The organism is Niastella yeongjuensis (assembly GCF_900110245.1).
GTDB classification, from domain to species: Bacteria; Bacteroidota; Bacteroidia; order Chitinophagales; family Chitinophagaceae; genus Niastella; species Niastella yeongjuensis.
In genome coordinates, this window is record NZ_FOCZ01000001.1 from 713,077 (window position 1) to 738,602 (window position 25,526).

Here is a 25,526-nt window from a genome sequence, read left to right on the forward strand (position 1 = left end):
GTTGAAGTGTTAGTTGTTGGGTTGGTTTGTTTCGGTTGGGTAGGATGCGTTATCTGATGAAGCTGAATTGACCGATGACACCAGCGACTCGCGCTTGCTGGCCAGTGTATTCACTGCATTGGCCAACTCATTCCACGTAGTTTCCAGCTCTTTAAAAAACTCTTCGCCCTTTGGTGTAAGCGAAAAGTATTTGCGGGGAGGGCCCGAGTTACTCTCAACCCATCTATAGGTTAGCATCTCAGCATTCTTCAATCGGGTTAACAAGGGGTAAAGAGTACCCTCCAGGATCTGGAGATTTGCTCCTCTCATTTCATCCACAATATCACTCGGGTAAGCTTCCCCGCGGCGGATGATAGACAGAATGCAAAACTCCAGTATCCCCTTCCGCATCTGACTTTGGGTGTTCTCAATATTCATGGCTATTCTTTTACTGACAGGGCTACTGCCTGTTTTATGTTGCTGTTAATAGAGTTATTAATGTAAGTCACTGGTTCTTCTTTTATGATCTGATATAAACTTGAACACTGAAATATGTTTTCAAAAAAAGCTGACTCCTGCTGCCCCTGTATAGTAATGGTGTGGGGGTCATAATTTTTTCCGCCAATGATCACTATTGTTTCCGGCTTACCCGCAGGTTTGTTTTTCATTGTTGCACCCAGTGTAAACAGGGCTATTAACATGGCTATAATTATCGGGATTGGCATGGCTACTTGTGAAGTCGGGGTTTTTATTCCCTTTCACAACACAAATATAGGGTGGTTTTTAGTACTATGCAACACATAGTACCATTTTATTTATGGTAATACCTAATAAACAATAACTAGCTTAACCGATAATCATTGATTGTCAGTTATATACAGAACTCAGGCAAATTTGAGGAGTTATTGAGATTGTATGAATGGCTAAAACCCGGGCCGAATGGCGGCAACCCGGTTTCCTGCTAATTCCGGGGTTTTACCGAAATTCAAACCTGATTTTGGATGACCTCACAAGGACATAACAGGGACATCACCCGGACCTGAAAGGGATTAATTCCCTGTTAGGTCCGGGTAAATTCCCTGCCAGCCTCCTGTTTTACACGGCCCAAATAATAAACGGATGAGCTTCCCTGTATGGGCCGCTTATCCGCTTTATTGAATAAATTTCTAGATCAGGCTAACATTGAACCTACCGCAGGGTACATACATTCTGCACCTGCAAACAGCCATTGCCCTCTACGGTAAGACTAATGGGTTTGGTCTGCTGGTTCATACCCATAAAGTTTATCTGGATGGTATTGGTACCAGTTTGCAAGGGGATGCGTGTATATAATATAGTATGAGGTAAACTCTGCCAGTTACGTGTATCGGCTTTTTCGGTAACGAAACTAAAAACCTGGATGGCTGTGGCCAATGCCTCTTTTTCATCCTTGTTCTTATCATTGCTTTTTGGCCGGGCAGCCATTTCGGCCAGTTTTTTTACAGCCAGCCGGCTCAGGGTTTTGGCCATTTCTTTAAAGAACCGTTCTTTCAACGTGGCAAAAGCCAGGTCGTTTATGTTTTCGGCGCTTTCAAAATTGTACTGCGCATTGTTTGCAGAAACAGAGCCCTGGGTATAAAATACCGGTTGTTCCTGGTATTTGGGAAAAGCCACCCGTAACGAGCGGATGTCTGCCGCCCTTAAACTGTCCTTATTAATAAAATTGTCGTCGAATATAAAAGGCACATTAATGGTACCGGTAGCATCGGTAAAGGTAAAATTGCCCAACCCGTCTTTTGTAAGGGCGAAAATAAAATTCTGCTCCTGTTTTACAGGCGCCAATCCATTCTCCCAAAACAATACCAGCTCACCGCCGGCGGTTTTTGTAACAGGCTGTAACGTGGTATTCAATAAAGAGGAATAGTGCTGTACGTCTTCTGTAAATCCCATGGCTGTGGCGGTGCGCAGCACGTCCTGTTTCAATTGTTCGGGCATGCTAACACCATACCATAGGTTATTATGCTGCAGAAACAGATCCGCGGCATTCCTGTAAGAAATGAATGCGTTGTTGATATCCCCGCTTTGTTCATAGATAATACCCTGCATCATCAGCGAAAAAGCATCGTCTGAATAGCGGTTGTCTTTATTTCCGGTCTTATCCTGCTGGGCGTAGCTGGTAAGGGAAATACGCCGGGCTTCCACCATGGCTTCGTCACTTTGACCCAGGTTCAGGTAATTCAGGGCTTTATAATAATGCACCATGAATTTTTCAAAATCCTCGCCTTTGTAGGTTTCCATCATGGGATTGAGCAGGGTACCGAACGCGATATCCCTTGCGGAGGTGCGGGCATCTTCAATGAACAGATCGGCTTCATTAAAGTACAAATTGCTGCTGTCGTATTGTTTCAGCAAATGGGCCATCTTTCCCTTTTCAAAAAGGTACAGTAACCTGTTGCGTCTGCGTTGCAACAGTTTGTTATGGTCTATGGCCAGGTACGCTTTATCGAACTGGTTATTAACTACCTGTTCGTAATAACTGCCGATTCGATTGTTGTATGTGGCGCAGGAGAATAACAAGAGCATTGGGCATACAACGCCCAATGCTCTTATCATATGTTTAAGGGGTAAAACCATTTTGGGGTACTATTGCAGCGAACCTGCTGATGAGATCAATTAGTTTTTCACGTATTTGGCAATCTTCTTGTCACCTAACCATACTACTTCATTGCTTTGGATATTGGTTAACTCCAGGTTGATCTGGTAGTACACCACTTTTCTGCGCTTTTGTGAATCAACGATGGAGTTGATAGATCCCTGCAATATATAGTCGGCGCCTTGTTCAAGGCCAAACTTTTTCATGGAAGAAGCGGAGGAGTTGGTTTGCTGATCGGCTCTTTCTGCACGCAGTTCATCTCTTTTTTTACCACCCTGTACCAGGCGCACTCTTCCCGATCTTATAAAGCTTTGTTCAACATCTGTAACAAAGGTTTCGGCTTCAATATGCTCATGGCTTTTATTGGTAACAAAGCCTACAATTACTACGGGTCTTTGTCCATTGTGCGCTTCCTGGTGCTCCCCTACCCATCTTTCTTTTAAAACCTGGTCAATCATTTGCTCTGCCACCAGGCGTGAGTCGGTGTTATTCCAGCGGCCACTGAGGTCAACCTGTTCCTTCGGATCAATTCGGGTTACTTTATGTGAACATGAGATACTTGTGCCTGCTACTATCAGGGCCATAACAGCCAGATAAACGTGTTTCATTTTGTCTTTTATTTATAAAGGGAACAGTAATTTTTTGTTTGTGCGGAAGTCTGCTTACTACCTGTTAACGGGTCAATAACCAGCCAACAGTTGCAACGGTTGCAGCCGTAGCTACCCATGGCACCCAGTTTCTGCTGCTATAGCCGGGGCGATAGTAATTGTATCTGGGACGATAATACGTGTGATAGGGATTGTAATTGTAGTAATAATTGCCGTTATAAACCGGGTAATAAGAGCTTCGGTAATTATAATAACTGTAGTCATTATAGTACCAGCCGTTCTGCGCCCTTGCCAAACGCAGTTCGCGACGGAATGCGCGACGTGCATCACGCCTTTCCTGTCTTTCGGCCATCCAGTCGATTGCCTTATATGTTTCCTGGGGAGTAGTACCCTGCAGGGCATTCAGGGAGTCAGCCATACCCATGTATTTTACCTGACTGATCATATAGTCAGGATTCTGGTCTTCAACAAGGGTTTGTGACATGCCACATACAGCTATCAGCATAGCTATTGATGACAGAGAAAAATTATAGAGTACATTTCTTTTCATTGATCGGGGTTTTACTTTAAAAAAGGTGCAATACTATTAACGAAAAAAATCATGTATTAATTATCCGTGGCGCCAGATGAATAACTAATTTTTTTCATAAGTCTAAATTAATAAGCAATTCGTTAAGTAGGGGTTAAAAGAAAGCGCCCTTCTTTGCCTCCCCCATTGGGGGAGGCAAAGAAGGGCGCTTCACAGTTAGTTTATCATTTCTTTAAACCGATCTCGCGTAACCGTTCATCGAGGTACTCACCGGCTGTTGCGTCGGGGTATGCCTTTGGGTGACTGGCATCTATACAACTTTCCAGACAGGCCAGGCTCATTTCGCCTTTAGGATGCAGGAAGAACGGGATGGAATACCTCGAAGTATTCCACATTTCCCTTGGTGGATTTACTACACGATGCGTAGTAGATTTCAGTTTGTTATTGGTAAGGCGTTGTAACATATCGCCTACATTCACTACAATTTGCTCGGGTAAGGAAGTAACCGGTACCCAATCATTCTGCTTTGTTAATATTTGCAAACCATCAGCCGAGGCGCCTACTAACAGGGTGATCAGGTTAATATCTTCATGTTGTTCGGCACGAATGGCTGATTTCGGTTCCTGCGTAATTGGCGGATAGTGTATAGCCCGTAAGATAGAATTACCATTGTGGATGTGCTCATCGAAATAATGTTCATCCAGACCAAGGTATAGGGCAATAGCCTGCAACAACGCCCGGCCCGATTTTTCGAACGCCCGGTAAGTTTTGGTAAAGGTGACATTAAAAGAAGCCACATCATTTACCTGTACGTTATCAGGATATTCGCTTTTAATGGGGTCATCATCTTCAACGGTTTGCCCAAACTGAAAGAATTCTTTCAGGTCTGGTGCTTCACTGCCTTTTGCATGTTCTTTACCGAAAGAAGTGTAGCCCCGCTGACCTGCCAGATCCGGTATTTCGTATTTCTCTTTTGCATCGCGCGGCAATGCAAAAAACTGTTGTACGTATTTGTACAGATCGGCTATCAGCTCATCGGGAATGCCATGATTCTTTACCGCTACAAAACCAACATCTTCATACGCCTTGCCCAGTTGATTTACGAATGCCTGCTTCAGCTGGGGATCGCCTGATAAAAAATCGGCGAGATTAACTACCGGTATTGCCATAAAATAATTTTAAATCGGTTTATACAATGAATTACCCGAACCATTGTGGGATATACAATTTACAAAACTATTGTAACGCCGGCAAAATTAAAGCGGCAATTTCCGGTAATTGGGCAACCGTTAGTAAATCGTATTAATGAACGGTTAAGCTTTTTGCTGCTGCCACCTCTTTTTCCTCGGGGGTAATGTCCAGAATGGCATAGCGTTTTACATCGTTGATCATGGCTTCATCCAGGGCGTTTACCACATTCTGGTAATTCGATTCGGGTGATGGTTTTATCATCAACATCAGGTCTTTTCTTTTACCGGGTGTTATTTTATCGAGCGCTGCCTGCTTGTTTCGTACAATTTTTCCCAACCCATCCATCTCTGAATAATTGGTAACGCCCCAGCCATTTGATTTTAAAGCATCGTTCAATTCACCGTGATAATAAAACACTTTGTTATCCGCAAGGGGAATAACAGTTAACGCATTGCTTCGCCCGAGGGTCATGTCTTTTTTGGGGTCAGAGTCATCGGGCATGATCAGTTTCATGGCCTTGGATTCTGACATGGTAGTAGTAAATATGAAAAAGGTTATGAGCAAAAAACCAAGGTCAACCATGGGGGTTAAGTCAACTTTAGTACTTAACTTTTTACTTCTGCGTGCACCGGCTTTACCACCGGCTGCATTGGGGGTATTAATTTCAGCCATAACTAATTGGTTTGATTATAAGATGCGGTGGCACAATTTTTCCATATACAATTAAATCAGTTGGGCTACTGACTGATATCATTTTATAACTCAGGGAACGGACTTACTTTTATTCATCAAAAAATAATAAACATGAAAACACTGGTAGTTCCTACGGATTTCTCGTCTGTATCGGTCAATGCACTCAATTATGCTGTTGACATGGCGCAGGCAATTAATGCCGGTTTAGTGTTACTGCACGTGTACAATGTACCGGTATCCTTTACGGAGGCGCCTGTTGCCCCGGTAACAACCGTATCGCTTGAAGAAGTGAAACGATCAAGTGTGGAGCGGTTGGAAGAATTGAAAAAGAACCTGGTGATGGTTACTTCGGGCAAAATACAAATATATAGTGAGTCGCGCCTGGGCGAACCCATTGAAGAGTTGGAAGCGATTTGCAAATCGCTCGACCCAATGGCGGTAATTATGGGTAGTCATGGAGCTACAGGTTTTGAACGAATGATCATGGGCAGTACTACCCTGAACGCCATTAAACATATCAAATGTCCGGTTATTGTAATTCCACCCGGTACCACTTACCATGGCATCAAAAAGATTGGGCTGGCCTGTGATTTTGAAAATGTAGTACAGTCGACCCCGGTAGAGTACATTAAAAATATTGTAAAAGAATTTGGCGCCGATCTGTACGTATTGAATGTGCAGGATAAAAAGGATGCTGAAACTGATTGGGAAGAACCGTCAACAATGGATGCCGTTTATCTTGACGCTATGCTGGAAGATGTGCGGCCCAATTATGTTCAATTAACCGGTAAAAATGTGGTGGACAGCATTACCAGTTTTGCCGAAACCAATAACCTCGACCTGGTGATGGTGATCCCTAAAAAACACCGGTTTATCGATAGCCTGTTTCACAAGAGTCAAAGCAAAGAGCTAATAACCCATGCACATATACCGATTGTTTCTATCCATGAATAGAATAGCATCTAAAAGCAAAACGGCCCCGATTAAAATCGGGACCGTTTCTTTTATAGAAGGACCAAGGAAGTTAGAATTCTGCGTTCTTCGGTGTTCTTGGGAAAGCAATCACATCGCGAATGTTTGTCATGCCGGTTACAAATAACACCATGCGCTCGAAGCCCAGGCCAAAGCCGGCATGTGGTACCGTGCCGTAACGGCGCGTATCGAGGTACCACCACAGTTCTTCAGCAGGGATGTGCATTTCTTCCATGCGCTGGGTGAGTTTGTCTAAACGTTCTTCCCTTTGTGAACCACCTACTATTTCACCAATACCGGGGGCCAGAATGTCCATAGCGGCAACGGTTTTACCATCGTCGTTCTGGCGCATATAAAACGCCTTGATTTCCTTTGGATAACCGGTAACAATAACCGGTTTTTTGAAATGTTTTTCCACCAGGTAGCGCTCATGCTCACTTTGCATATCGATGCCCCATTTCACTTCGTACTGGAATTTCTTTTTCTTGTACGCAGGTGATTGCAGCAGGATGTCGATTGCTTCGGTATAGGTAATGCGTTCGAAATCGTTGTTGATCACAAACTCCAGCTTTTCAATAAGGCCCATTTCGCTGCGTTTGTCCTGCGGCAGTTGTTTTTCTTCTTCGGCCAGGCGCTGCGTAAGGAACTCCAGGTCTTCGCGGTTGTGTTCCATTACATGGCGAATGAGGTATTTGATAAACTCTTCGGCCAGGTTCTGGTTGTCTTCAATGTCATAGAACGCCATTTCCGGCTCAATCATCCAGAACTCTGCCAGGTGACGGGCCGTGTTGGAGTTTTCAGCGCGGAAGGTAGGACCGAAGGTATAGATCTCGCTAAAAGCAGTAGCAGCGAGCTCACCTTCCAGCTGTCCGCTCACCGTTAAGTTGGTACTGCGGCCAAAGAAATCTTCTTTGAAGTTGATGGTACCGTCCTCGTTACGGGGTGGGTTATCGAAAGGCAGGGTGGTTACGCGGAACATTTCACCGGCACCTTCGGCATCACTGGCTGTAACGATGGGCGTATGCATGTAAACAAATCCTTTTTCGTTAAAGAATTTATGTACGGCAAATGCCAATGCGTGACGCACACGGAATACCGCACCAAAGGTGTTGGTACGGAAACGCAGGTGCGCTATCTCACGCAGGTATTCGAGACTGGGTCTGTTTTTAAGTTGTAAAGGATATTTCTCCGCATCGCAATCTCCCAGTATTTCAATAGAAGTTGCTTTTACCTCTACTTTCTGTCCTTTACCCTGGGATGCGATGAGGGTTCCTACGGCTTTAATAGAGGCGCTTTGGGTAATACGTTTTTGGGTCTCCTCATCGAGCATACCCAACTCCACCACTACCTGGATATTATTATTGGTACTACCGTCATTTACGGCAATAAACTGATTATTGCGGAAACCGCGTACCCAACCCATTACTGTAACTTCCTGACCGGTAGGCTCACTGGCCAGCAGATCTTTAACTTTTACCCGTTTGTTGAACATATCCAATAGATTTTTAAGGTTTCCGCCCCCAATGAGCGGAAGGAGGGCAAAGATAAGATTTGGCGGAAGTTTGTCAGGTGAAATAAAACACATAAAATATTTTTGTCAGCTAATGAATGTTAGGTAGTTTTGGAATGGAGTGGTAGGAGGATATGCCACTCTGTATTCATTTACATTCATTAATTACCCATTCTAATTAATGACGGTTGGTTGCTAGCTATTAGATAAAATGTATTTAATAACCTGAATGGGAGGTTATAACATTTTATTTAATAACAATGAAAAGCAAGTTGTTTACATTGGAGAAGGCTCCATTTTTAGCCCTTGGCTTATTCTTCTCAGGTTTGGCTTTCCGGTATTTTGAAGACCTGCGCAAGGCAGTTCCCCACAGCGACGATTTTTACCACGCATTTACCCTGTTTGTCATTTTCCTGTGTATTGGAACACTTTCCATTGGCCTGTATATTGGGTTCACTGTTGCTGAAAAAAACATAGGCCGGAATATGGAGAAGTCGAAAGAAGACAATACAAATCAACCGACGGGCTAAATGTTGGCGGGTTTAGTGATCATAGCGACCTTACGGCGACATTATAGCGATATGCCCTCTCGATGCTTCCTCGTTGGCTCCTCTTTGAATCCTTTATGAAGTCTCTCTTACCTTTACGCCGCCGGGAAGGCAATGAGGAAGGATTGAGAGTGGATTAAGGTGTCTTTCCGGTAAATTTGTTAGCATGAAAGTCGCCTTCTTTTCCACCCAGCCATACGACAGGGAATATTTCCTGCGCTACAATACCCGGCACGATCTGAGGTTTTTTGACGCTCAGTTGAATAAATCAACGGTTTCACTGGCTTATGGCTGTGACGCTGTTTGTGCATTTGTGAATGACGTATTGGATAATGCGGTCATTCAATTACTATCCAAGTCAGGTATTGAGCTGATTGCCCTGCGTTGTGCCGGTTATAATAACGTAGACCTGATCGCCACTTCTCTCTATAGCGTGAAAGTAGTACGCGTGCCGGCTTATTCGCCCCATGCCGTGGCGGAACATGCAGTGGCCCTTATTCTTACCTTAAACCGCAAAACACACAAAGCATATAACCGGGTGCGCGAAGGCAATTTTTCCCTCGATAAATTGATAGGTTTTGATCTGTACGGGAAAACCGTGGGCGTAATTGGCACCGGTAAAATTGGGGAAGTGTTTTGCCATATTATGAAGGGTTTCGGCTGCCGGGTGCTTGCCTTTGACCTGATAGCCAACAGAGAACTGGAAGCCAAAGGGGTGGAATACCTGCCGCTGGTAGAGCTACTGCCGCAATGTGATATTATCTCCCTGCACTGCCCGCTTACCGATCAAACCAGGCATCTCATCAATACAGATACGATCAATTTAATGAAACCAGGTGTTATGCTTATTAACACCAGCCGGGGTGCCCTTATAAACACACAGGCCACCATTCAGGCCTTAAAAATCGGACGTATAGGTTACCTGGGCATCGATGTGTATGAGCAGGAAGATAAACTGTTTTTTTACAACCGGTCAGAAGAGATCATTCCCGACGATAATATCATGCGGTTAATGAGCTTCCCTAATGTACTGGTCACCAGTCACCAGGGATTTTTTACCGATGAAGCGCTTACCCAAATTGCTCAAACAACCTTGCAGAATATAGCGGACTTTGAGGATGACAAACCACTTATTAATAAAGTTGGATAATAACGAAGATAGCGTCCTTAGCTAATGTCATTCGAACATTTATTATTTTCCTTATTTTCGAATGGCTGAATAACGATTGTACACACTAACGAAATTAGCCACATGAAAAAATTGGTTGCCTTGTGCATCCCCATCCTACTTGTATACAGTTCTTCCATTGCCCAGTCTGCGGGCGTTTCTATTCTCAGTCCCAATAAATCAATACAGGTTACCTGCCAACTCGATGGAGAAGGCAAACCCACCTACTCGGTTCAATATAAAAACAGCGTGGTGCTGGAACCTTCGCAATTGGGGCTCGTTTGCCCGGATGGCGATTTCTCCAGAGCATTGGTTCAAACAACTGTTACACCGCCTGCCCTTGTAAAAGACAAATACCAGCTGGTATCGGGTAAACGCCAGAGCAATGTATATACGGCCAATCGGCGGGTTATTCATTATAGAAATGCCGGTGGCGGTTTACTGGACCTCATCTGGCAGGTATCGAATGATGGTGTGGCCTTTCGCTATTATTTTCCCGGCGCAACTACTGAGCCCAAACAAATAGACACAGAATATACTTCTTTCCATCTGCCTGCCACCGCTAAGGGCTGGCTACAGCCTATGAGTGTGGCCAAAACCGGCTGGGAACAGGTAAACCCATGTTATGAAGAATTTTATGAAAAGGGCATTGCTGCCGGCACGCCATCGCCACTTAAGGCCGGCTGGGTATATCCAGCCCTGTTTCAATCGGCGGGTCATTGGTTGTTGATCACGGAGGCCGATATGGATGGCCGCTATTGCGGAACCAGGCTTGATAATGATTCGGCCAACACCAACTACCATATTGCTTTTCCCGATACCCGGGAGGTTATCCCCGGCAAGGGTTTAAAACCCTCTGGCACCGGGCCCTTTTATTCGCCCTGGCGTATTATAACTGTTGGCAGTCTGGCCAATATTATTGAATCATCACTGGGAACCGACCTGGCCAAACCGGCGGCGGCTGGCCAGCACTTTTCCTTTGCCAAAGCAGGCAAATCGGCCTGGAGCTGGGCGTTGTTAAAAGATGACTCCATTGTATACGATGTTCAAAAACGCTTTATTGATTATGCAGCCGACATGCACTGGCAATACAGTTTAATAGATGTGAACTGGGATACCAAAATCGGGTACGACAGCATTCAATTGTTAATCAACTACGCTAAACAAAAAAAGGTTGGTGTTTGGCTATGGTACAATTCAGCTGGCAGCTGGAATACCACGCCTTATCATCCCCGCAATAAGTTGCTTACCCATGAGGACCGGGACAAAGAATTCAGCCGGTTAGCTGAAATGGGGGTGGCTGGCATCAAGATCGACTTTTTTGGGGGCGATGGCCAGTCGATGATCCAGTATTACATCGACATTTTAAACGACGCGGCGGCCCACCATTTAATGGTGAATTTTCACGGCGCTACCCTGCCCCGTGGCTGGCAGCGCACATGGCCCAACTTAATGAGTGCGGAAGCCATAAAGGGTTTTGAATACATCACTTTTGGTCAAACGGCAGCCGATGAAGAGCCTGCACATACCGCTGTGCTGCCCTTTACCCGCAATGCCTTCGACCCCATTGATTTTACGCCCATGTGTTTGTATAAAATACCCAGAATAAACCGCCAAACCACCGCCGCATTTGAGCTGGCATTGTCGGTTTTGTTCCTTTCCGGCGCCCAGCATTTTGTTGAAACGCCGGCCGGGATGGCCCATATGCCCGGGTATGTAAAGGAGTTTCTGCAAAAGCTGCCCACTGGCTGGGACGATGTGCGTTTCATCGATGGTTTTCCCGGCGAGTTTGTGGTGCTGGCGCGTAAATCGGGTAATAAATGGTATCTCGCCGGCATAAATGGTTCCACCCAAAAAAGATCACTGGCGCTTGACCTGTCGGCCTATAAAGCAAAAAAGGCCGTTGTGCTCCTGAACAGCAAGGGCGACAATTTTATTGATCAGCAGGCTGTTACCCTTCTACCCAACAAAAAAGAAAACATTACCCTGGGCGCACACGACGGTTTTGTGATGGTGCTGGTACCGTGAATTAACTTTCACATTAATATTTACTTAGTTTTTACTTATCTCGTAAAGCCGGGGTTGGTTAAATAGGTACTTTTGCAACCTTGTTTTAACCCTTTTGCTTAAGTGAAAGGGTATATTAGTAATGAGGAAGACGATACATATTGCATTAGTAGGAAATCCAAACAGCGGCAAAAGTTCCCTGTTCAATGTTTTAACCGGCCTGAACCAGCAAGTGGGCAACTTTCCGGGTGTAACGGTAGACAAAAAAGTAGGCACCTGTCAGTTGTCTGACGGGTTGAGTGCTTCTATTGTTGACCTGCCCGGAACGTACAGTTTGTATCCCCGGCGGGAAGATGAGTGGGTGGCTTATCGTGTGTTGATGCAGCAGGATAAAGACGTAGAGGCTCCGGAAATGGTAGTGTTGATTGCTGATGCCAGCAACCTGAAACGCAATTTGTTATTCGCTTCCCAGATCATTGACCTGAAAATACCGGTTGTAGTAGGCCTGACCATGATGGATATCGCCCGCCAGAAGGGCATCCAGATAGATGTGCCGGAACTGGAAAGAGAACTGGGTGTACCGGTAATTCCCATCAACCCCCGCAAAAACAAGGGCATTCAGCCTTTAAAAAAGGCCATCGAGCAAACAGCCCTGGAATTATACAAAGCGCCTGTTCGCGATTTTATCAATAACGAGGCCCTGGCTCCTGCCGCCATCGGCAGCGTAAAAGAGCTGTTCCCCGAATTAAGTGATTACAAAGCCGTTCATTACCTCATCAATCATGAATCTTTTGCCCTCAGCAAAACACTGCAGGATAAAATAGAATCGATTGAACTGGCTAATAATTTCAACCATACCAAAACACAGGCGGAAGAAATACTGCAGCGGTATCAGCGCATTGGCACCATTCTGAAACAATCAGTGACAGAACCGTCGCCACTGCAAAAAACCCTGTTCACTGAAAAGCTGGATAACATTTTCCTGCACCGGCGCTGGGGATATATTATTCTGCTTTCTGTTTTGTTCCTGTTGTTTCAAAGCGTGTTCTGGCTGGCGGAGTACCCAATGAATTTGATTGACTGGAGCTTTACCGAAATCAGCAACTGGTTAAGCAATGCATTACCCGGGGGCTGGTTAACCGATCTGTTCATCAATGGTATTATGGCCGGGTTGGGTGGCATACTGGTATTTATACCGCAGATCATGATCCTGTTTGGCCTGGTGACCATACTCGAAGACACCGGTTACATGGCCCGCATTAGTTTTTTGACCGACAAGCTGATGCGTAAGGTGGGCCTGAATGGTAAAAGCGTGATGCCCATGATCAGTGGGTTCGCCTGTGCCGTACCCGCCATCATGAGCGCCCGCAATATTGAAAACAAAAAAGAAAGATTACTCACCATACTGGTTACTCCTTTAATGAGCTGCAGCGCCCGCCTGCCGGTATATACCATTCTGATTGGATTGGTGATCCCGAAAAAAATGTTCCTTGGCATTTTAGGATTGCAGGGACTGGTGATGATGGGTCTGTACCTGTTGGGACCTATTATGTCGATGCTGGTATCGTACATTGCCCGCCTGTTTATTGACATTAAGGAGAAAAGCTTTTTCATACTGGAACTGCCGGTTTACCGTGCACCCCGCTGGAAAAATGTGATAGTAACTATGATCAACAAGGCAAAGATCTTTGTATTTGATGCCGGTAGAGTGATCATGGTCATCAGTCTTATTTTGTGGGCATTGAGTACCTATGGCCCCAGTGAAAGAATGAATGGAGTAAAGGCGCGTTACGAGCAACAATTAAAACTACATCCGGAACAGGAAGCAGACCTGACCCGGTTAAAAAATACCGAGCTACTACAAAACTCCTATGCCGGTATGCTGGGCCACAGCATAGAGCCAGTTATTAAACCACTGGGTTACGACTGGAAGATCGGCATTGCCCTGATCACTTCTTTCGCTGCCCGTGAAGTATTTGTTGGAACCATGGCTACTTTATACAGTGTGGAAGGCGGTGCTGATGCCGATGAAAGTACGCTGATGGAGAAAATGAATGCTGCAGTACGGCGGGATGGAACAAAAGTGTATACGCTGGCAACCGGTATCTCTCTTATGATCTTTTATGCCTTCGCCATGCAGTGTATGAGTACGCTGGCCATTGTTAAACGCGAAACGCGTAGCTGGAAGTGGCCGCTTATTCAACTGGTGTATATGACCGGGCTGGCCTACATCATGAGCTTCATTGCTTATCAACTGCTGAAATAAGCGTTAACAAGACATTTACAAAACTCACATACTAAGAAAAAAGAAAAGGGCTCACGAAAAAGCCCCTTTGTGTTTTGTCCAATCCATGAAAAATAAACCGTCCTGATAATATCTTGACGCTATAAAAGCAATGGCAATATTCGTTTAATAGGAAACTATACGCTGGATGGTCTTGCTGAGTTTGTCCAAGAACCCCGATTAACCAAATACTAACAAATCAGGCTAATCAGCTCAAATGCATAGTCATATATATGACGTCTGATGATATGAAAGGTTTGTTATAGAACGGTTAAAGGATCGCTATAACACTACGACATGAAAGTGGCAAAAAGCAGTAAGATGTAATGAAGATTAATATTAATTTTTTTCCTTTAATACGATTTTAATCTCTCCCGGTAGCAGTTGTTTTATTGTCCTACAAATTTACTTCGCTTTTCAAGCATAACGGTTGTTCGCCATACGCCATCGAGTTGGGCAATACGTTCGCGATAACCAATGTAGCGAAAGCCGCATTGTTCATGTAAATGAATACTGGCCCTGTTCTCTTCATGGATCACGCTTAACAATGACCAGATCCCGTTTTGTTCACTGATGTTTATGAGGGCTTCCAGCAAGATCCTGCCAATGCCTTTTCGTTGATGTTGCTGATGAACGTACACGCTTACTTCGGCTACGCCGTTGTAACATTCCCGGGCAGATACAGGCGTAAGGGCCGCCCACCCTACCGGTTCACTTTCCGCGATGGCAATAATTCTTGAGTGTGGAAGATATTTGAGATTGAAAGTTTGCCAGTCGGGCACTTTTGTTTCGAAGGTGGCCATGCCGGAGGCTATGCCATGGCCATATATTTCCAGTACCACACTGGCGTGTTCGGGCTGCATTGGTATCAGGGAGATCATCAGCTAATTTACCTGTATTTTATACACGGGCCAACCGTTCTGCAGCCAGGGCCAGCGTTTCTTCTTTTTTCCCAAAACAAAAACGCACCACCTTGTTATCGGTGCCGTCCTGGTAAAAAGCAGATACCGGAATAACAGCCACCCCAAACTCTTTTGTAATGCGAATGGCGAAGTCTTTATCGCTTTCTTCGCTGATGCGATCGTACTGCGCACAGATAAAATAACTGCCCTTACTATCCAGCATGGAGAACCGGGTATTTTTCATGAGCTGCAAAAAGTAATCGCGCTTTTGTTGCAGCAGGGAGCTGAGCGTTAAATAGGAATCTTTATTGCGAAGGAAAGTAGCCAGGGCTACCTGCGATGGGGTATGACAGCTAAAGCAGTTGAATTGGTGCACCTTGCGAAATTCACGCATAAACGCTTCCGGAGCTATGGCATAGCCCAGCTTCCAACCGGTGCAATGGTATACTTTGCCGAAGGAGAAACATACAAAACTCCGTTCGGCCAGGTCGGGATAGCGCAGAATAGACAGGTGCTTTACATTATCAAACACAATATGCTCATACACTTCATCGGAAACAATAATAATGTTGGTGCCCTGCACCAGTGCGCGCAATTGTTGAATATCCTCTTCCCTCAACACTGCACCTGTGGGGTTATGTGGCGAGTTAAGCATGATCATTCTTGTTTTGGGGGTGATGCGCTGCCGCACTTCGTTCCAATTGATCTTATACCCGGGAAACTGCAGATCGATGCGTACCGGTATGGCGCCATTCACAAGGATGTTAGGAATATAGCTGTCGTAGCCAGGTTCAAACACAATCACTTCATCACCTGGTTGTAAAACAGTAGTAAGTGCAGTATAAATAGCATAGGTGCCGCCGGGAGTAATGGTGATCTGGGTATCGGGATTCACCCTGGTGGTATACAGGAATTCGATCTTTTCTGCAATGGCTTCGCGTAAGGGCATATAACCGGGCATGGGTGCATACTGGTTGAACCCGCTTTGCATGGCTTCGGTTACCAGTGACATCAACTCTGCACTCATGGGGAAATCGGGAAAACCCTGACCCAGGTTTACAGCCTTGTGCTCAGTGGCCAGTGCGCTCATTACTGTGAAGATAGTAGTACCTACCTGGGGTAATTTGGATTGGATGGGTATATGACTCAAGTTGAAAATTTGAAGGTTGTAGAATAAGTTTATTTTTTTCCTTTCAGCTGCTCACGTGCTTTTGCGGGCAGGCTGGCCACAATCAGGTCGTATGAATCATCTATCCACTCTTTTAACAGGGAGTTATTCACACTTCCATCAACAACAATGGTGTTCCAGTGCTTTTTGTTCATATGATAACCTGGTTGTACACAATCGTACCGCTCCCGCAATTCGATGACTTTTTCGGGATCGCATTTTACGTTAAACTGGAGAGAATCGGAATCTAAAGAACAGAGCAAAAATATTTTACCACCTACTTTATACACCAGGGTTTCGGGCCCAAAGGGGAAGGTTTCTTCAACTGCCGGTTTCGATAAGCAATATTCGCGTAATGATTCAATGTCCATACAACTCAGCTTTATTGTTTGATCTCGATACTGTCTGCCTCTAACAATGCTTCGCCTGTCATTCGCAAGTATACCTGGGCCGCGGTAACTACATCCTTCTGGCAATAGCAAACAATGCGTTCCAGGTTTCTTTCTTTCCAGTATACTTCCCATACCATGCTGCCATCGATATCATCTTTGGGAGTGGGGATGCCCAGCGTGGTAGCCAGCAGGTTTAACGAAGTAAAGTTTTTATAATCGCCGAAGCGCCAGAGTTCCATGGTATCGAGGTGAGTTATTTCCCAGGGCTTTTTACCGCGGGTATTGAGGATGGCTGGCAGTGGAATATTATGAATGATCATTCGGCGGCAGAGAAAAGGGAAGTCGAATTCTTTTCCATTATGGGCGCACAGGCTTTTGTTGGTATCGGAAGCCCAGCGTTTCAGCATATCGGCAAACTGCAACAGGATCTCTTTTTCATCATCACCGCAAAACGATTTCAACACCAACTTTTTGGAAGGATGATAGCCCTGAATAATTCCGCAGGTGATACATACCACTTTGCCAAACTCGGCATATATACCGGCCCGGTTGTAAATGGTTTCAACTGTTTCTTCTTCTTTATTGCGAATCAGGTATGCCGCTTTCAGGTCCCAAAGGGCTTTCCACTCGGGCGATAATTTTTCATAGCTATCGTGCTGCGGAACTGTTTCAATGTCGAGAAAAAGAATATTGTTGAGTGTGACCATACCTAAAGGTACTTATCTCCCTTATTCCTTTTTATTTCTGCTACATATTCTTTGATGTCCTGCTCTTTCTCTCTTTTGCAGATAAGCAGTACATCGTTGGTATCAACTACAATGTAGTCTTCCATGCCTTGCAGCACTACCAGTTTATCTGAAGGAGTTTGTATCATGCACCGTTGTGTGTCGAATACAATAACATTGCCGCCAGCGGAAGCATTGTGCATGTAATCTTTTTCCAGGTTTTCCCATGCGCTGTTCCAGCTACCGAGGTCGCTCCAGCCAAATGAAGAGGGAATAACATACACATTATCGGCTTTTTCCATGATACCAAAATCGATGGAGATATTTGTACAGAGGGGATAGATGCGTTGTAATGCCTGGCTTTCTTCCACGGTATTGAAATGCGATTTTTCGGCCTCGAACACATCAAACATTTCAGGCAGGTACTTTGCGAACGCAGGGATAACGTTTTTTACCTGCCAAACGAAGATGCCGGCGTTCCATAAAAACTCACCGGTAGCTATAAACATTTTGGCCTGGTCCAGATCGGGCTTTTCGGTAAATGTTTTTACTTTATACACATTATCGCTAACCGTTTGCTGTTCGTATTGTATATACCCATAACCGGTATTAGGATAAGTGGGTTTAATGCCCAGGGTGATCAGGGCATTGTGCTCCCTAACAAAACCAAGTGCTTCCAGACAAACTTTATTAAAAGCCACCGGATCGAGGATCAGGTGATCAGACGGCGCTATGATCAGCGAAGCCTGGGGATTGAGCTGGTGCAGTTTATAGGAAATATAAGCAATGCAGGGTGCGGTGTTTTTGCGTGAAGGTTCGCCCAGAATGTTCTGCAGCGGCAATTGCGGCAATTGCTTCTTAACAATATTTATATATTCATTGGAGGTAACTACATAAATGTTTTCGGCAGGAACAAAAGCAGCAAACCGGTCGTAGGTAGCCTGTATAAGCGTTTTACCGCTATTCAGAATATCCAGGAACTGTTTGGGATAGTTGGTTCTACTTGCAGGCCAGAAACGACTGCCTATTCCACCTGCCATTATTGCTACGTAAGTTTGTTTGTCCATTTTATGTAAGTTGTCCTTCGGCTAAGCCCAATATGTTAATAGGGTTTTTCGTAATGTGTAATTCCCTCCTAAACGAAAGGTTGACAATATTATTGATAAAGTTACAATCTTGTTGAATAAATAAGTTAACTAAATAAGCCCTTCCCTGATCAGGTCGTGCAAATGAATGAAACCCAGGTACGAGTCGTCGTCAGCCACTACCACCAGCTGATTGATATCAAACTTTCGCAAACGATCAAGTGCTTCTACAGCCAATGCATCGGCGGTGATGGTTTTCGGATTAAGGGTCATGATCTCCCTGGCCGTAACACTGTCTAAAGGAATATTCTTTTCCAGCATCCGGCGGAGGTCACCATCGGTAATGATACCCAGCAGGCGATTGTTTGCATCGGTAACTGCCGTTGTGCCCAGTCGCTTTTTTGAGATCTCAACGATCACTTCTTTCAATGAAGCCAGTTCGCTTACCCGCGGCTTTTCGTTATTGGGGTACAGTTCAGAAACGCGCAGGTATAATTTCTTGCCCAGGGTTCCACCCGGGTGAAACCGGGCAAAGTCTTCGGAGGTAAACCCTCTCAGCTCCATCAGGCTTACTGCTATGGCATCACCCATTACCAGCTGGGCCGTTGTACTGGAAGTAGGCGCCAGGTTGTTTGGACAAGCCTCCTGCGACACGGTAGTGTTTAACACAATGCCCGACTGCCTGGCCAGGAAAGACGCCATGTTACCAACCATGCCGATTAAAGTATTGCCAAAGTTTTTAACCAGGGGCACCAGCATTTTTATCTCAGGGCTTTCGCCGCTTTTACTGATGATCATCACCACATCGTTCTGTTGAATCATACCCAGGTCGCCGTGGATGGCATCGGCAGCATGTAAGAAAATGGCAGGGGTACCGGTTGAGTTTAATGTTGCCACCAGTTTCTGGGCAATCAATGCACTCTTTCCAATACCACTTATAACCACGCGGCCTTTGGTTTCATATATAGCTTTAACAGCACGCTCAAAATCATCGTTTACCATGGTTTGTAACGATGCAATTGCCTCCGCTTCCAACCCTATGGTTCGAAGCGCAACAGACTTAATATCAATGGCAGACACAGTTGACATATTAAGGCGCAAACCTACTTGAAATTGTTAATTGAACAAAGCTTTATACCTGTCTTTGCGGTATGGCCGGCATTTTCAGATAATAGCAATAACAGCGCCGACTTCATTAAGTTAAGCACTTTGTAAGTAATCCTGCTGTAGTATGTTATAAAACAATGTTTATGGCCTAAAATATCACTTAAACAGGTTTTTAAATATGATTTATTGACAATTAAAAGGTTGGCATAACAACAAAAATGAATTAAATTCGCATCCCTTTACAAGATGCCTGTATACATCTTTATCCTAATGGCCTGATTTAAACCCATTCAAACTGATCTGACGATTTGCTATCTAAAGGGCAACTTTGAGCATTTATTGCCGTTATAATACCGGCAATAAACAGGCACGTAAATAAATATTTTCTGAAACAATCTGTGCGAAGGAAACAATTAGAGCAATGTCAACCACATCAAAAAAAACGTCGTCAAAAACGACAAAACTTCAGAAAGACACTACAGTAGCAAAGAAAAAAGCGTCTACCTCTTCTACTACCATTTCCAGCGCTTCTTTACATCAAGCACTCCAGGAACAATTTGGATTCGATCATTTTAAGGGCAACCAGGAAGCCATTATAAAGACTTTATTAGCAGGAAAAGATACGTTTGTAATTAAGCCTACCGGCGGTGGAAAAAGCTTATGCTATCAATTGCCGGCCATTATAAGCGAAGGTGTTGCTATAATCATTAGCCCGCTGATTGCATTGATGAAAAACCAGGTTGACCTGGTTCGCAGTTACAGCAGCAAAGATGATGTAGCCCACTTTCTTAACTCCACTTTAACAAAAAAGGAAATTCGCGAGGTGCATGATGACCTGCTTAGCGGACGCACCAAAATGTTATACGTTGCGCCAGAAACTTTAACCAAGCAGGAAAACCTGGAGTTCTTCTCCGATCTGAAACTTTCATTCTTTGCGGTTGACGAAGCACACTGTATCTCTGAGTGGGGTCATGACTTCCGCCCTGAATACAGAAGGTTGCGTGAAATGATGACGCAGATCAATCCCGACATTCCGGTTATTGCATTGACCGCCACTGCTACTCCTAAAGTACAAAGCGATATTATCAAGAACCTGGGTCTGAAAGAACCAGACATCTTCATATCTTCTTTTAACCGCCCTAACCTGTATTACGAAATACAGCCCAAGATCAAGAAAGATCAAACGATCAAAAACATTGTGCGGTTCATTGTCTCCATGAAAGGCAAGAGCGGCATCATTTATACGTTAAACCGGAAAACAACGGAAGAGCTGGCCGACATGCTGATGGCTAATGGAATCAAAGCCGTAGCATACCATGCAGGTCTCGACAGCAAGTTGCGTGCAGAACGCCAGGACCTCTTCTTAAATGAAGACGTACAGGTGATCGTTGCCACCATCGCTTTTGGAATGGGTATCGACAAACCGGATATCCGTTTTGTAATTCACTATAACATTCCAAAAAGTATTGAAAACTATTACCAGGAAACAGGCCGTGCAGGCCGTGATGGATTGGAAGGAAAATGTATTTTATACTATTCGCATAAAGACGTATCAAAGCTTGAACATTTGATGCGCGACAAACCGCTGAGCGAACGTGAAGTTGGTGCCCAGCTAATCAGTGAAACGGTTGCGTATGCCGAAAGTGGTGTATGCCGCCGTAAAATACTGATGAGCTATTTCGGGGAAGAATATACCGAGCCCAATTGCGGCCAGTGCGATAACTGTTTACATCCGAAAGAACAGGTTGAAGCAAAAGATAATGTGGTGAAGGTGTTGAAGGCCATCAAAGCGCTCGATGAACGCTTTGCTTCAGATTACACCGTGAACATTATTATTGGGCGTTTAACTCCCAATATTACCATGTACCGCCACGAAGGCATTCCTGAATTTGGCATTGGTAACGATCAGCCAGATCATTACTGGAATTCACTGATCCGTCAAATGCTGCTCGAAGGTTTGCTGAGCAAGGATATTGAAGACTACGGTGTATTAAAGATCACCAAGAATGGAGATGCATTTGCCAAAAAGCCCAAATCGTTCAAGATCGTATTGAACAATTTGTACGAAGAAGCCAATGCCGATGATGAGGAAGGTTCAGAAGCAGCTACCGGCGCCGCAGCCGATGAAAAGCTGTTTGAAATGCTGAAAGAGTTACGCCAGAAAGAAGCCAAGCGGAAGTCACTGCCACCCTTTGTGATCTTTTTGGAAACCTCTCTGCAGGATATGGCCACCCTGTACCCCACCAAGCTGGAAGAGCTGGAGAAATGTTCAGGTGTAAGTAAGGGCAAAGCTATTCGTTATGGCAAGCCGTTTATTGAACTGGTAGCCCGCTATGTTGAAGAAAACAATATCGTTCGTCCCGATGATTTCGTAATGAAAAGCGTGGTGAACAAAAGCGGTAACAAAGTATACATCATTCAACAAACCGATAAAAAGATCCCGCTGGAAGTAATTGCCAAAAACAAGGGCTGGCGTATGGATGAAATGCTGGAAGAAATGGAAACCATTGCAGCCAGCGGTACCAAGCTCAACCTTGATTATGCCATTGCCGAAATGCTGGATGATAATGAGCAGGAAGAAATCCTTGAATATTTTAAAGGGTGTGAAACCTCATCGCTGCAGGTAGCCCTTGAGGAGCTGGCTGAACATAACTTTAACTGGGAGCAGTTAAAGATCATGCGCATCAAATTCCTGGCATTGTACGGCATGTAATTACGCTACATAAATTACTCAATTTGGAATGTATGTCCCGCTAGTCGGTGGCATACATTTTTTATTAGAACCAACGTGGTTTAAACAGGTATTCATCGAACAATAAAGACCTTTAATCGAAATAAAGGGCATATTTCGTTCCGGGTTAATACTTTAGATTTTATAATTCCGTTTAGAAGTAAGGAATAACTCCTAAACGCTAAAATTAAGATCCTAATGAAAACCATTGTATTGATGGGCGTTTCATGCCTGATGCTGGCGGGGGTGTATGGCGTAATGAATAAGGAGAGTGCAGTCAGCAAGATCTTATCCTTTAATCAGGCCCAGGGGGCCACATCGCCCATTGATACCGGCGACAAGGATAAAACAAACAAAGGATTAACAACCGAGCATGCTGACCATAAATCAGCTACTTCAAAAACCCTCGATGACAGCCATTGGATAGATGATCCGCTCTTTGAAAAGGCTGTAGGGTCTGATCTGATCACAGATAATGAAGTGGATGTTCCTCAGGTGCCATCGAATCCGGAAGGTATTAAACAAGCAGCTCCTCATAAGGAGGCTGTTCCCGAGGCGAAACAACTGATATTGGAGTTGGATGCGGACAGTGCGGTTCGGCAAAAAGTTCCGGTAGAATCAATTTAAATAGAAAGAAATTATATAAAGAAACTGCAATAAGGGCATGAATAATGAATAAGCCAATAAGCACTCCGAGCCGGGTGCTTTTTTTTATAATTCTTTTTAATAATTTTGTTTTTTTATTCAGAATATCCCCTATTTTTGCAGCCCGATTTAGCACGGTAGGTGCGAAAATCAAAAGCTAGAATAAGTTCAATGGTGCGGTAGCTCAGTCGGTAGAGCAAAGGACTGAAAATCCTTGTGTCGGCGGTTCGATCCCGTCCCACACCACGGAAAGCCTCTGATACAAATCAGGGGCTTTTTTATTTTACGTCTCTGTCGGCGGTTCGATCCACATAGCAAAAGAATCTATTACAACATAGGGCAATAAAAAAGGAAGCACTGCATGTAGCGCTTCCTTTTTTCATGATGTATGCTGAAGTTTGTTTATTTCTTCTTATCCTCTTCGTGGTATTCCATTTCAGTGTTGATGGACCAGATATTCGATTTATCGGCTATTCCGGCTACAATGTTGTCTACCGCTGTCATAGCAGTAAGCATAGAATGATCGGAATTGTTGTATTTATGCATCCCGTTCCGGCCTACCAAATACAGATTTTGAAGACCGTCTACAAAGTTTCGGATAACGTCGAACCGATTGTAGGTACCAAAGTAGGCTGGATAGGTTTTCTCCATCCGAAGTACGGTGGAATCCAAAAGATCTTCCTTCCGTGCGAGGCCGATCTTCTCCAGTTCAGTGATAGCCGTTTCCTTTATGACTTCTTCAGACTGATTCCAAAACTCGTCATTTTGGTTACAAAAGTATTCCATCCCGATCCAGCTGGTTGTGGGATCTTTTACCAGGTAAGGGCTCCAATTGTTAAACAACTGCAACCGGCCCACCTTTACATCCTTTTCCTGTACGTAAATCCAGGTATCTTCCAGGCTAAGTTTTCGGAAGCTGGCAGTAGCCTTGTCCGGAACAGAGAATTGCTTCAGCAGCAAACCTACCGTAATAAAATCGCGGTATAATAAACCAGCTGCTACTTCCTTCACATCTTCCGGTACACCGCCTAACATTCCGCCAATAAGCTCATTTATGGGCATGGTAGAGAAATAATAGTCGCCTTCCCAGGATTGAGATTCCCCGGTTTCAGTGTTGACAGACCGAACGGCAGAAACACCGTCTTTCTCATTGACTATACTTGTTATCTTTTGATGGAAGATAATTTTACCGCCCAGGCTTTCGATCTGCTGCGCAACTTCTTCCCACAATTGTCCAGGTCCTAATTTTGGATAAAGAAAGCGTTCGATCTGACTGGTTTCCACATTTTTTTGCGCAATATCCTGATCGTCTTTTTTCTTACGCTTCAGGGCATGCGCTATTGCCTTGCTAACGGATACACCTTTGATCCGCTGTGCGCCCCACTCTGCAGAAATTTCACTGCAGCTAACTCCCCAAACCTTTTCGGTATAATCTTTAAAAAAAGTTTTATATAAGGTCCTGCCAAACCGGTTGATCATAAAATCTTCCAACGTTTTTTCCTTTCGCCGCGGGAACAGCTTGGCTATGGTATAGGAAATACCAATTTTTATGGTTCGGAGAAGCCCTAATTTGCGTAGGGTATTGGCCGATAGATTAAGCGGATAATTAAAGAATTGACGCAGGAAATAAATGCGTGACAACCGGCGGCGTAACAGCATAACCTTGTCCTTATCGAGGGGTGCTGAGCCGGTAGTTCCGGTGGTGTTTAACTTGCGCGACTTGTTCTGATAGTTTATATTTACTTCACCATCAGTAGTTGTCTCTATTGGCATGAAGCTGTACCACCAATCCATAACCCTGTCGGATTTGGAAAAAAAACGGTGTCCTCCTATATCGATCCGGTTGCCTTTGTAATTAACGGTCTTGGATATACCCCCAATGTCTCCGGTCTTTTCAAGGATTATTGGCTTAATATTGGTGCGTGTCAATAATTCGTAGGCTGCTGTCAAACCTGCAGGTCCGGCCCCAATTATGATCGCTTTCTTGTCGTGATTAACAGTGTCGTTTTTCATGTAATAAGGCCGTGAAAGTAATATAATTTTTCCATGTGCTTTATGTTTTCTTCTTTACATTTGAGCATGTTTCGTATACCCACCCGAGCTCGCTCAATATTTTTCCAATTCATTGCTGTATTTCTATTTATTACCTGGCTTATTCTGCTTTGTATTAAACCAGTTAATTTTTTTCCTGATTCAGACGGCTACCTGGAAACGGCTAACAACCTGGGTGATACGTCTTCCGGCCGGCCTATATTATTTCCGCTTTTGTTGCTAATAACGAACAAGTTACATCTGAAACTAAGTCTCGTTTGTTACTTTATTGAAATTATAAGCCTGGCGGCTCTCTTTTGGTTTTGCGGTCCACGCAAAAAATTATTATCGTCAACAAATTTTGCCATACTGATCGTTGTTTTGTTACTGCCCGCTATCTCAAGTTATTGTGGCGCCTGTTTAACAGAGTCCATTCTTTTTGCGGTAGAGATCTGGATGGTCATTTTTTTATCCTTCCTTTTTTTCCCAAAACAGCCCAATTCGCTGGCAAAGACAATTCTGTATTCACTGGTGATCTGTTTACTTGCCATTCTGTTAAAGCCCTGGATAATGGTCTATGTAGTTGGCTGTAGTGTGTTGTTCACTGTGATAGCCTTGT

At 44.4% G+C, this 25,526-nt stretch carries 23 protein-coding genes and 1 tRNA gene; 8 read left to right on the forward strand and 16 right to left on the reverse strand.

Going from position 1 to position 25,526, the window contains the following annotated elements; all coding sequences use genetic code 11:
* Positions 1 to 9: 9 nt before the first annotated feature.
* The 7 genes from BMX95_RS03250 to BMX95_RS03280 all read right to left on the reverse strand — a co-directional run bounded on the left by BMX95_RS03250 (position 10) and on the right by BMX95_RS03280 (position 5,611).
* The gene (locus BMX95_RS03250; RefSeq protein ID WP_244898062.1) at positions 10 to 390 is read right to left on the reverse strand and encodes a PadR family transcriptional regulator; all 381 of its coding nucleotides are present in this window, start codon (positions 388 to 390) and stop codon (positions 10 to 12) included.
* A 29-nt stretch (positions 391 to 419) separates the two neighbouring features.
* The gene (locus BMX95_RS03255; RefSeq protein ID WP_090519273.1) at positions 420 to 704 is read right to left on the reverse strand and encodes a hypothetical protein; all 285 of its coding nucleotides are present in this window, start codon (positions 702 to 704) and stop codon (positions 420 to 422) included.
* Positions 705 to 1,167: 463 nt separating this feature from the next.
* Positions 1,168 to 2,571 (reverse strand): COG3014 family protein, encoded by a 1,404-nt coding sequence (locus tag BMX95_RS03260; RefSeq protein WP_242673075.1) that lies wholly within the window; start codon positions 2,569 to 2,571, stop codon positions 1,168 to 1,170.
* 60 nt (positions 2,572 to 2,631) lie between these two features.
* A complete protein-coding gene (locus BMX95_RS03265; RefSeq protein WP_081198852.1) occupies positions 2,632 to 3,219 on the reverse strand; it encodes a penicillin-binding protein activator LpoB in 588 nt (195 codons plus the stop codon).
* A 64-nt stretch (positions 3,220 to 3,283) separates the two neighbouring features.
* Complete coding sequence (locus BMX95_RS03270; protein ID WP_081198851.1) at positions 3,284 to 3,769, reverse strand: hypothetical protein; 486 nt, start codon at positions 3,767 to 3,769, stop codon at positions 3,284 to 3,286.
* Positions 3,770 to 3,972: 203 nt separating this feature from the next.
* A complete protein-coding gene (locus tag BMX95_RS03275; protein ID WP_081198850.1) occupies positions 3,973 to 4,917 on the reverse strand; it encodes an isopenicillin N synthase family dioxygenase in 945 nt (314 codons plus the stop codon).
* Between the two features lie 133 nt (positions 4,918 to 5,050).
* Positions 5,051 to 5,611, reverse strand: coding sequence for an ExbD/TolR family protein (locus BMX95_RS03280; RefSeq protein WP_081198849.1), 561 nt, complete (start codon positions 5,609 to 5,611; stop codon positions 5,051 to 5,053).
* A gap of 132 nt (positions 5,612 to 5,743) precedes the next feature.
* Between BMX95_RS03280 and BMX95_RS03285 the strand changes: the two genes are divergently transcribed.
* Positions 5,744 to 6,586: a universal stress protein gene (locus BMX95_RS03285; RefSeq protein ID WP_081198848.1), complete on the forward strand. Its 843-nt coding sequence runs from the start codon at positions 5,744 to 5,746 to the stop codon at positions 6,584 to 6,586.
* 70 nt (positions 6,587 to 6,656) lie between these two features.
* Here BMX95_RS03285 and asnS read toward each other — a convergent pair whose 3' ends face one another.
* Positions 6,657 to 8,096, reverse strand: a complete 1,440-nt coding sequence (gene asnS / locus BMX95_RS03290; RefSeq protein WP_081199862.1) for an asparagine--tRNA ligase — start codon at positions 8,094 to 8,096, stop codon at positions 6,657 to 6,659.
* Positions 8,097 to 8,374: 278 nt separating this feature from the next.
* Between asnS and BMX95_RS03295 the strand changes: the two genes are divergently transcribed.
* The 4 genes from BMX95_RS03295 (at position 8,375) to feoB (ending at position 14,103) form a co-directional block, all read left to right on the forward strand.
* Positions 8,375 to 8,644, forward strand: coding sequence for a hypothetical protein (locus tag BMX95_RS03295; RefSeq protein ID WP_081198847.1), 270 nt, complete (start codon positions 8,375 to 8,377; stop codon positions 8,642 to 8,644).
* A 184-nt stretch (positions 8,645 to 8,828) separates the two neighbouring features.
* Entirely contained in the window at positions 8,829 to 9,812 is a 984-nt protein-coding gene (locus tag BMX95_RS03300; RefSeq protein WP_081198846.1) for a 2-hydroxyacid dehydrogenase, read from the forward strand.
* Between the two features lie 102 nt (positions 9,813 to 9,914).
* On the forward strand, positions 9,915 to 11,858 hold the full coding sequence (locus BMX95_RS03305; protein ID WP_081198845.1) for a glycoside hydrolase family 97 protein: 1,944 nt from the start codon (positions 9,915 to 9,917) through the stop codon (positions 11,856 to 11,858).
* Between the two features lie 121 nt (positions 11,859 to 11,979).
* Positions 11,980 to 14,103, forward strand: a complete 2,124-nt coding sequence (gene feoB, locus BMX95_RS03310) for a ferrous iron transport protein B (protein ID WP_081198844.1) — start codon at positions 11,980 to 11,982, stop codon at positions 14,101 to 14,103.
* Positions 14,104 to 14,510: 407 nt separating this feature from the next.
* Here the strand turns inward: feoB and BMX95_RS03315 are convergent, their stop codons facing one another.
* From BMX95_RS03315 to BMX95_RS03340, 6 genes are all read right to left on the reverse strand, one after another.
* The gene (locus BMX95_RS03315; RefSeq protein WP_081198843.1) at positions 14,511 to 15,002 is read right to left on the reverse strand and encodes a GNAT family N-acetyltransferase; all 492 of its coding nucleotides are present in this window, start codon (positions 15,000 to 15,002) and stop codon (positions 14,511 to 14,513) included.
* Positions 15,003 to 15,021: 19 nt separating this feature from the next.
* Positions 15,022 to 16,173, reverse strand: a complete 1,152-nt coding sequence (locus tag BMX95_RS03320) for a methionine aminotransferase (protein WP_081198842.1) — start codon at positions 16,171 to 16,173, stop codon at positions 15,022 to 15,024.
* 29 nt (positions 16,174 to 16,202) lie between these two features.
* Positions 16,203 to 16,562, reverse strand: coding sequence for an MmcQ/YjbR family DNA-binding protein (locus tag BMX95_RS03325; protein WP_081198841.1), 360 nt, complete (start codon positions 16,560 to 16,562; stop codon positions 16,203 to 16,205).
* 11 nt (positions 16,563 to 16,573) lie between these two features.
* Complete coding sequence (locus BMX95_RS03330) at positions 16,574 to 17,290, reverse strand: 3'-5' exonuclease (RefSeq protein WP_081198840.1); 717 nt, start codon at positions 17,288 to 17,290, stop codon at positions 16,574 to 16,576.
* Positions 17,291 to 17,292: 2 nt separating this feature from the next.
* A complete protein-coding gene (locus BMX95_RS03335; protein WP_081198839.1) occupies positions 17,293 to 18,375 on the reverse strand; it encodes a mannose-1-phosphate guanylyltransferase in 1,083 nt (360 codons plus the stop codon).
* 129 nt (positions 18,376 to 18,504) lie between these two features.
* A complete protein-coding gene (locus tag BMX95_RS03340; protein ID WP_081198838.1) occupies positions 18,505 to 19,482 on the reverse strand; it encodes a KpsF/GutQ family sugar-phosphate isomerase in 978 nt (325 codons plus the stop codon).
* A gap of 439 nt (positions 19,483 to 19,921) precedes the next feature.
* Here BMX95_RS03340 and recQ point away from each other — a divergent pair, with 439 nt between their 5' ends.
* From recQ to BMX95_RS03355, 3 genes are all read left to right on the forward strand, one after another.
* On the forward strand, positions 19,922 to 22,213 hold the full coding sequence (gene recQ, locus BMX95_RS03345; protein WP_207631536.1) for a DNA helicase RecQ: 2,292 nt from the start codon (positions 19,922 to 19,924) through the stop codon (positions 22,211 to 22,213).
* Between the two features lie 216 nt (positions 22,214 to 22,429).
* Positions 22,430 to 22,858, forward strand: coding sequence for a hypothetical protein (locus BMX95_RS03350; RefSeq protein WP_081198837.1), 429 nt, complete (start codon positions 22,430 to 22,432; stop codon positions 22,856 to 22,858).
* Positions 22,859 to 23,049: 191 nt separating this feature from the next.
* Positions 23,050 to 23,122 (forward strand) — tRNA-Phe (locus BMX95_RS03355).
* 156 nt (positions 23,123 to 23,278) lie between these two features.
* Here BMX95_RS03355 and BMX95_RS03360 read toward each other — a convergent pair.
* Both BMX95_RS03360 and BMX95_RS34825 read right to left on the reverse strand, forming a co-directional pair.
* Complete coding sequence (locus BMX95_RS03360; RefSeq protein ID WP_081198836.1) at positions 23,279 to 24,889, reverse strand: NAD(P)/FAD-dependent oxidoreductase; 1,611 nt, start codon at positions 24,887 to 24,889, stop codon at positions 23,279 to 23,281.
* Between the two features lie 422 nt (positions 24,890 to 25,311).
* Positions 25,312 to 25,458: a hypothetical protein gene (locus BMX95_RS34825; protein WP_165758866.1), complete on the reverse strand. Its 147-nt coding sequence runs from the start codon at positions 25,456 to 25,458 to the stop codon at positions 25,312 to 25,314.
* Positions 25,459 to 25,526: the final 68 nt, after the last annotated feature.

What these genes read in the sequence shown, in the direction of transcription:
- BMX95_RS03250 (WP_244898062.1), bottom strand. Translation starts at nt 390, where the DNA reads ATGCGGAAGGGGATACTGGAGTTTTGCATTCTGTCTATCATCCGCCGC.
- BMX95_RS03255 (WP_090519273.1), bottom strand. Translation starts at nt 704, where the DNA reads ATGCCAATCCCGATAATTATAGCCATGTTAATAGCCCTGTTTACACTG.
- BMX95_RS03260 (WP_242673075.1), bottom strand. Translation starts at nt 2,571, where the DNA reads ATGATAAGAGCATTGGGCGTTGTATGCCCAATGCTCTTGTTATTCTCC.
- BMX95_RS03265 (WP_081198852.1), bottom strand. Translation starts at nt 3,219, where the DNA reads ATGAAACACGTTTATCTGGCTGTTATGGCCCTGATAGTAGCAGGCACA.
- BMX95_RS03270 (WP_081198851.1), bottom strand. Translation starts at nt 3,769, where the DNA reads ATGAAAAGAAATGTACTCTATAATTTTTCTCTGTCATCAATAGCTATG.
- BMX95_RS03275 (WP_081198850.1), bottom strand. Translation starts at nt 4,917, where the DNA reads ATGGCAATACCGGTAGTTAATCTCGCCGATTTTTTATCAGGCGATCCC.
- BMX95_RS03280 (WP_081198849.1), bottom strand. Translation starts at nt 5,611, where the DNA reads ATGGCTGAAATTAATACCCCCAATGCAGCCGGTGGTAAAGCCGGTGCA.
- BMX95_RS03285 (WP_081198848.1), top strand. Translation starts at nt 5,744, where the DNA reads ATGAAAACACTGGTAGTTCCTACGGATTTCTCGTCTGTATCGGTCAAT.
- asnS (WP_081199862.1), bottom strand. Translation starts at nt 8,096, where the DNA reads ATGTTCAACAAACGGGTAAAAGTTAAAGATCTGCTGGCCAGTGAGCCT.
- BMX95_RS03295 (WP_081198847.1), top strand. Translation starts at nt 8,375, where the DNA reads ATGAAAAGCAAGTTGTTTACATTGGAGAAGGCTCCATTTTTAGCCCTT.
- BMX95_RS03300 (WP_081198846.1), top strand. Translation starts at nt 8,829, where the DNA reads ATGAAAGTCGCCTTCTTTTCCACCCAGCCATACGACAGGGAATATTTC.
- BMX95_RS03305 (WP_081198845.1), top strand. Translation starts at nt 9,915, where the DNA reads ATGAAAAAATTGGTTGCCTTGTGCATCCCCATCCTACTTGTATACAGT.
- feoB (WP_081198844.1), top strand. Translation starts at nt 11,980, where the DNA reads ATGAGGAAGACGATACATATTGCATTAGTAGGAAATCCAAACAGCGGC.
- BMX95_RS03315 (WP_081198843.1), bottom strand. Translation starts at nt 15,002, where the DNA reads ATGATCTCCCTGATACCAATGCAGCCCGAACACGCCAGTGTGGTACTG.
- BMX95_RS03325 (WP_081198841.1), bottom strand. Translation starts at nt 16,562, where the DNA reads ATGGACATTGAATCATTACGCGAATATTGCTTATCGAAACCGGCAGTT.
- BMX95_RS03330 (WP_081198840.1), bottom strand. Translation starts at nt 17,290, where the DNA reads ATGGTCACACTCAACAATATTCTTTTTCTCGACATTGAAACAGTTCCG.
- BMX95_RS03335 (WP_081198839.1), bottom strand. Translation starts at nt 18,375, where the DNA reads ATGGACAAACAAACTTACGTAGCAATAATGGCAGGTGGAATAGGCAGT.
- BMX95_RS03340 (WP_081198838.1), bottom strand. Translation starts at nt 19,482, where the DNA reads ATGTCAACTGTGTCTGCCATTGATATTAAGTCTGTTGCGCTTCGAACC.
- recQ (WP_207631536.1), top strand. Translation starts at nt 19,922, where the DNA reads ATGTCAACCACATCAAAAAAAACGTCGTCAAAAACGACAAAACTTCAG.
- BMX95_RS03350 (WP_081198837.1), top strand. Translation starts at nt 22,430, where the DNA reads ATGAAAACCATTGTATTGATGGGCGTTTCATGCCTGATGCTGGCGGGG.
- BMX95_RS03360 (WP_081198836.1), bottom strand. Translation starts at nt 24,889, where the DNA reads ATGAAAAACGACACTGTTAATCACGACAAGAAAGCGATCATAATTGGG.
- BMX95_RS34825 (WP_165758866.1), bottom strand. Translation starts at nt 25,458, where the DNA reads ATGGCAAGTAAACAGATCACCAGTGAATACAGAATTGTCTTTGCCAGC.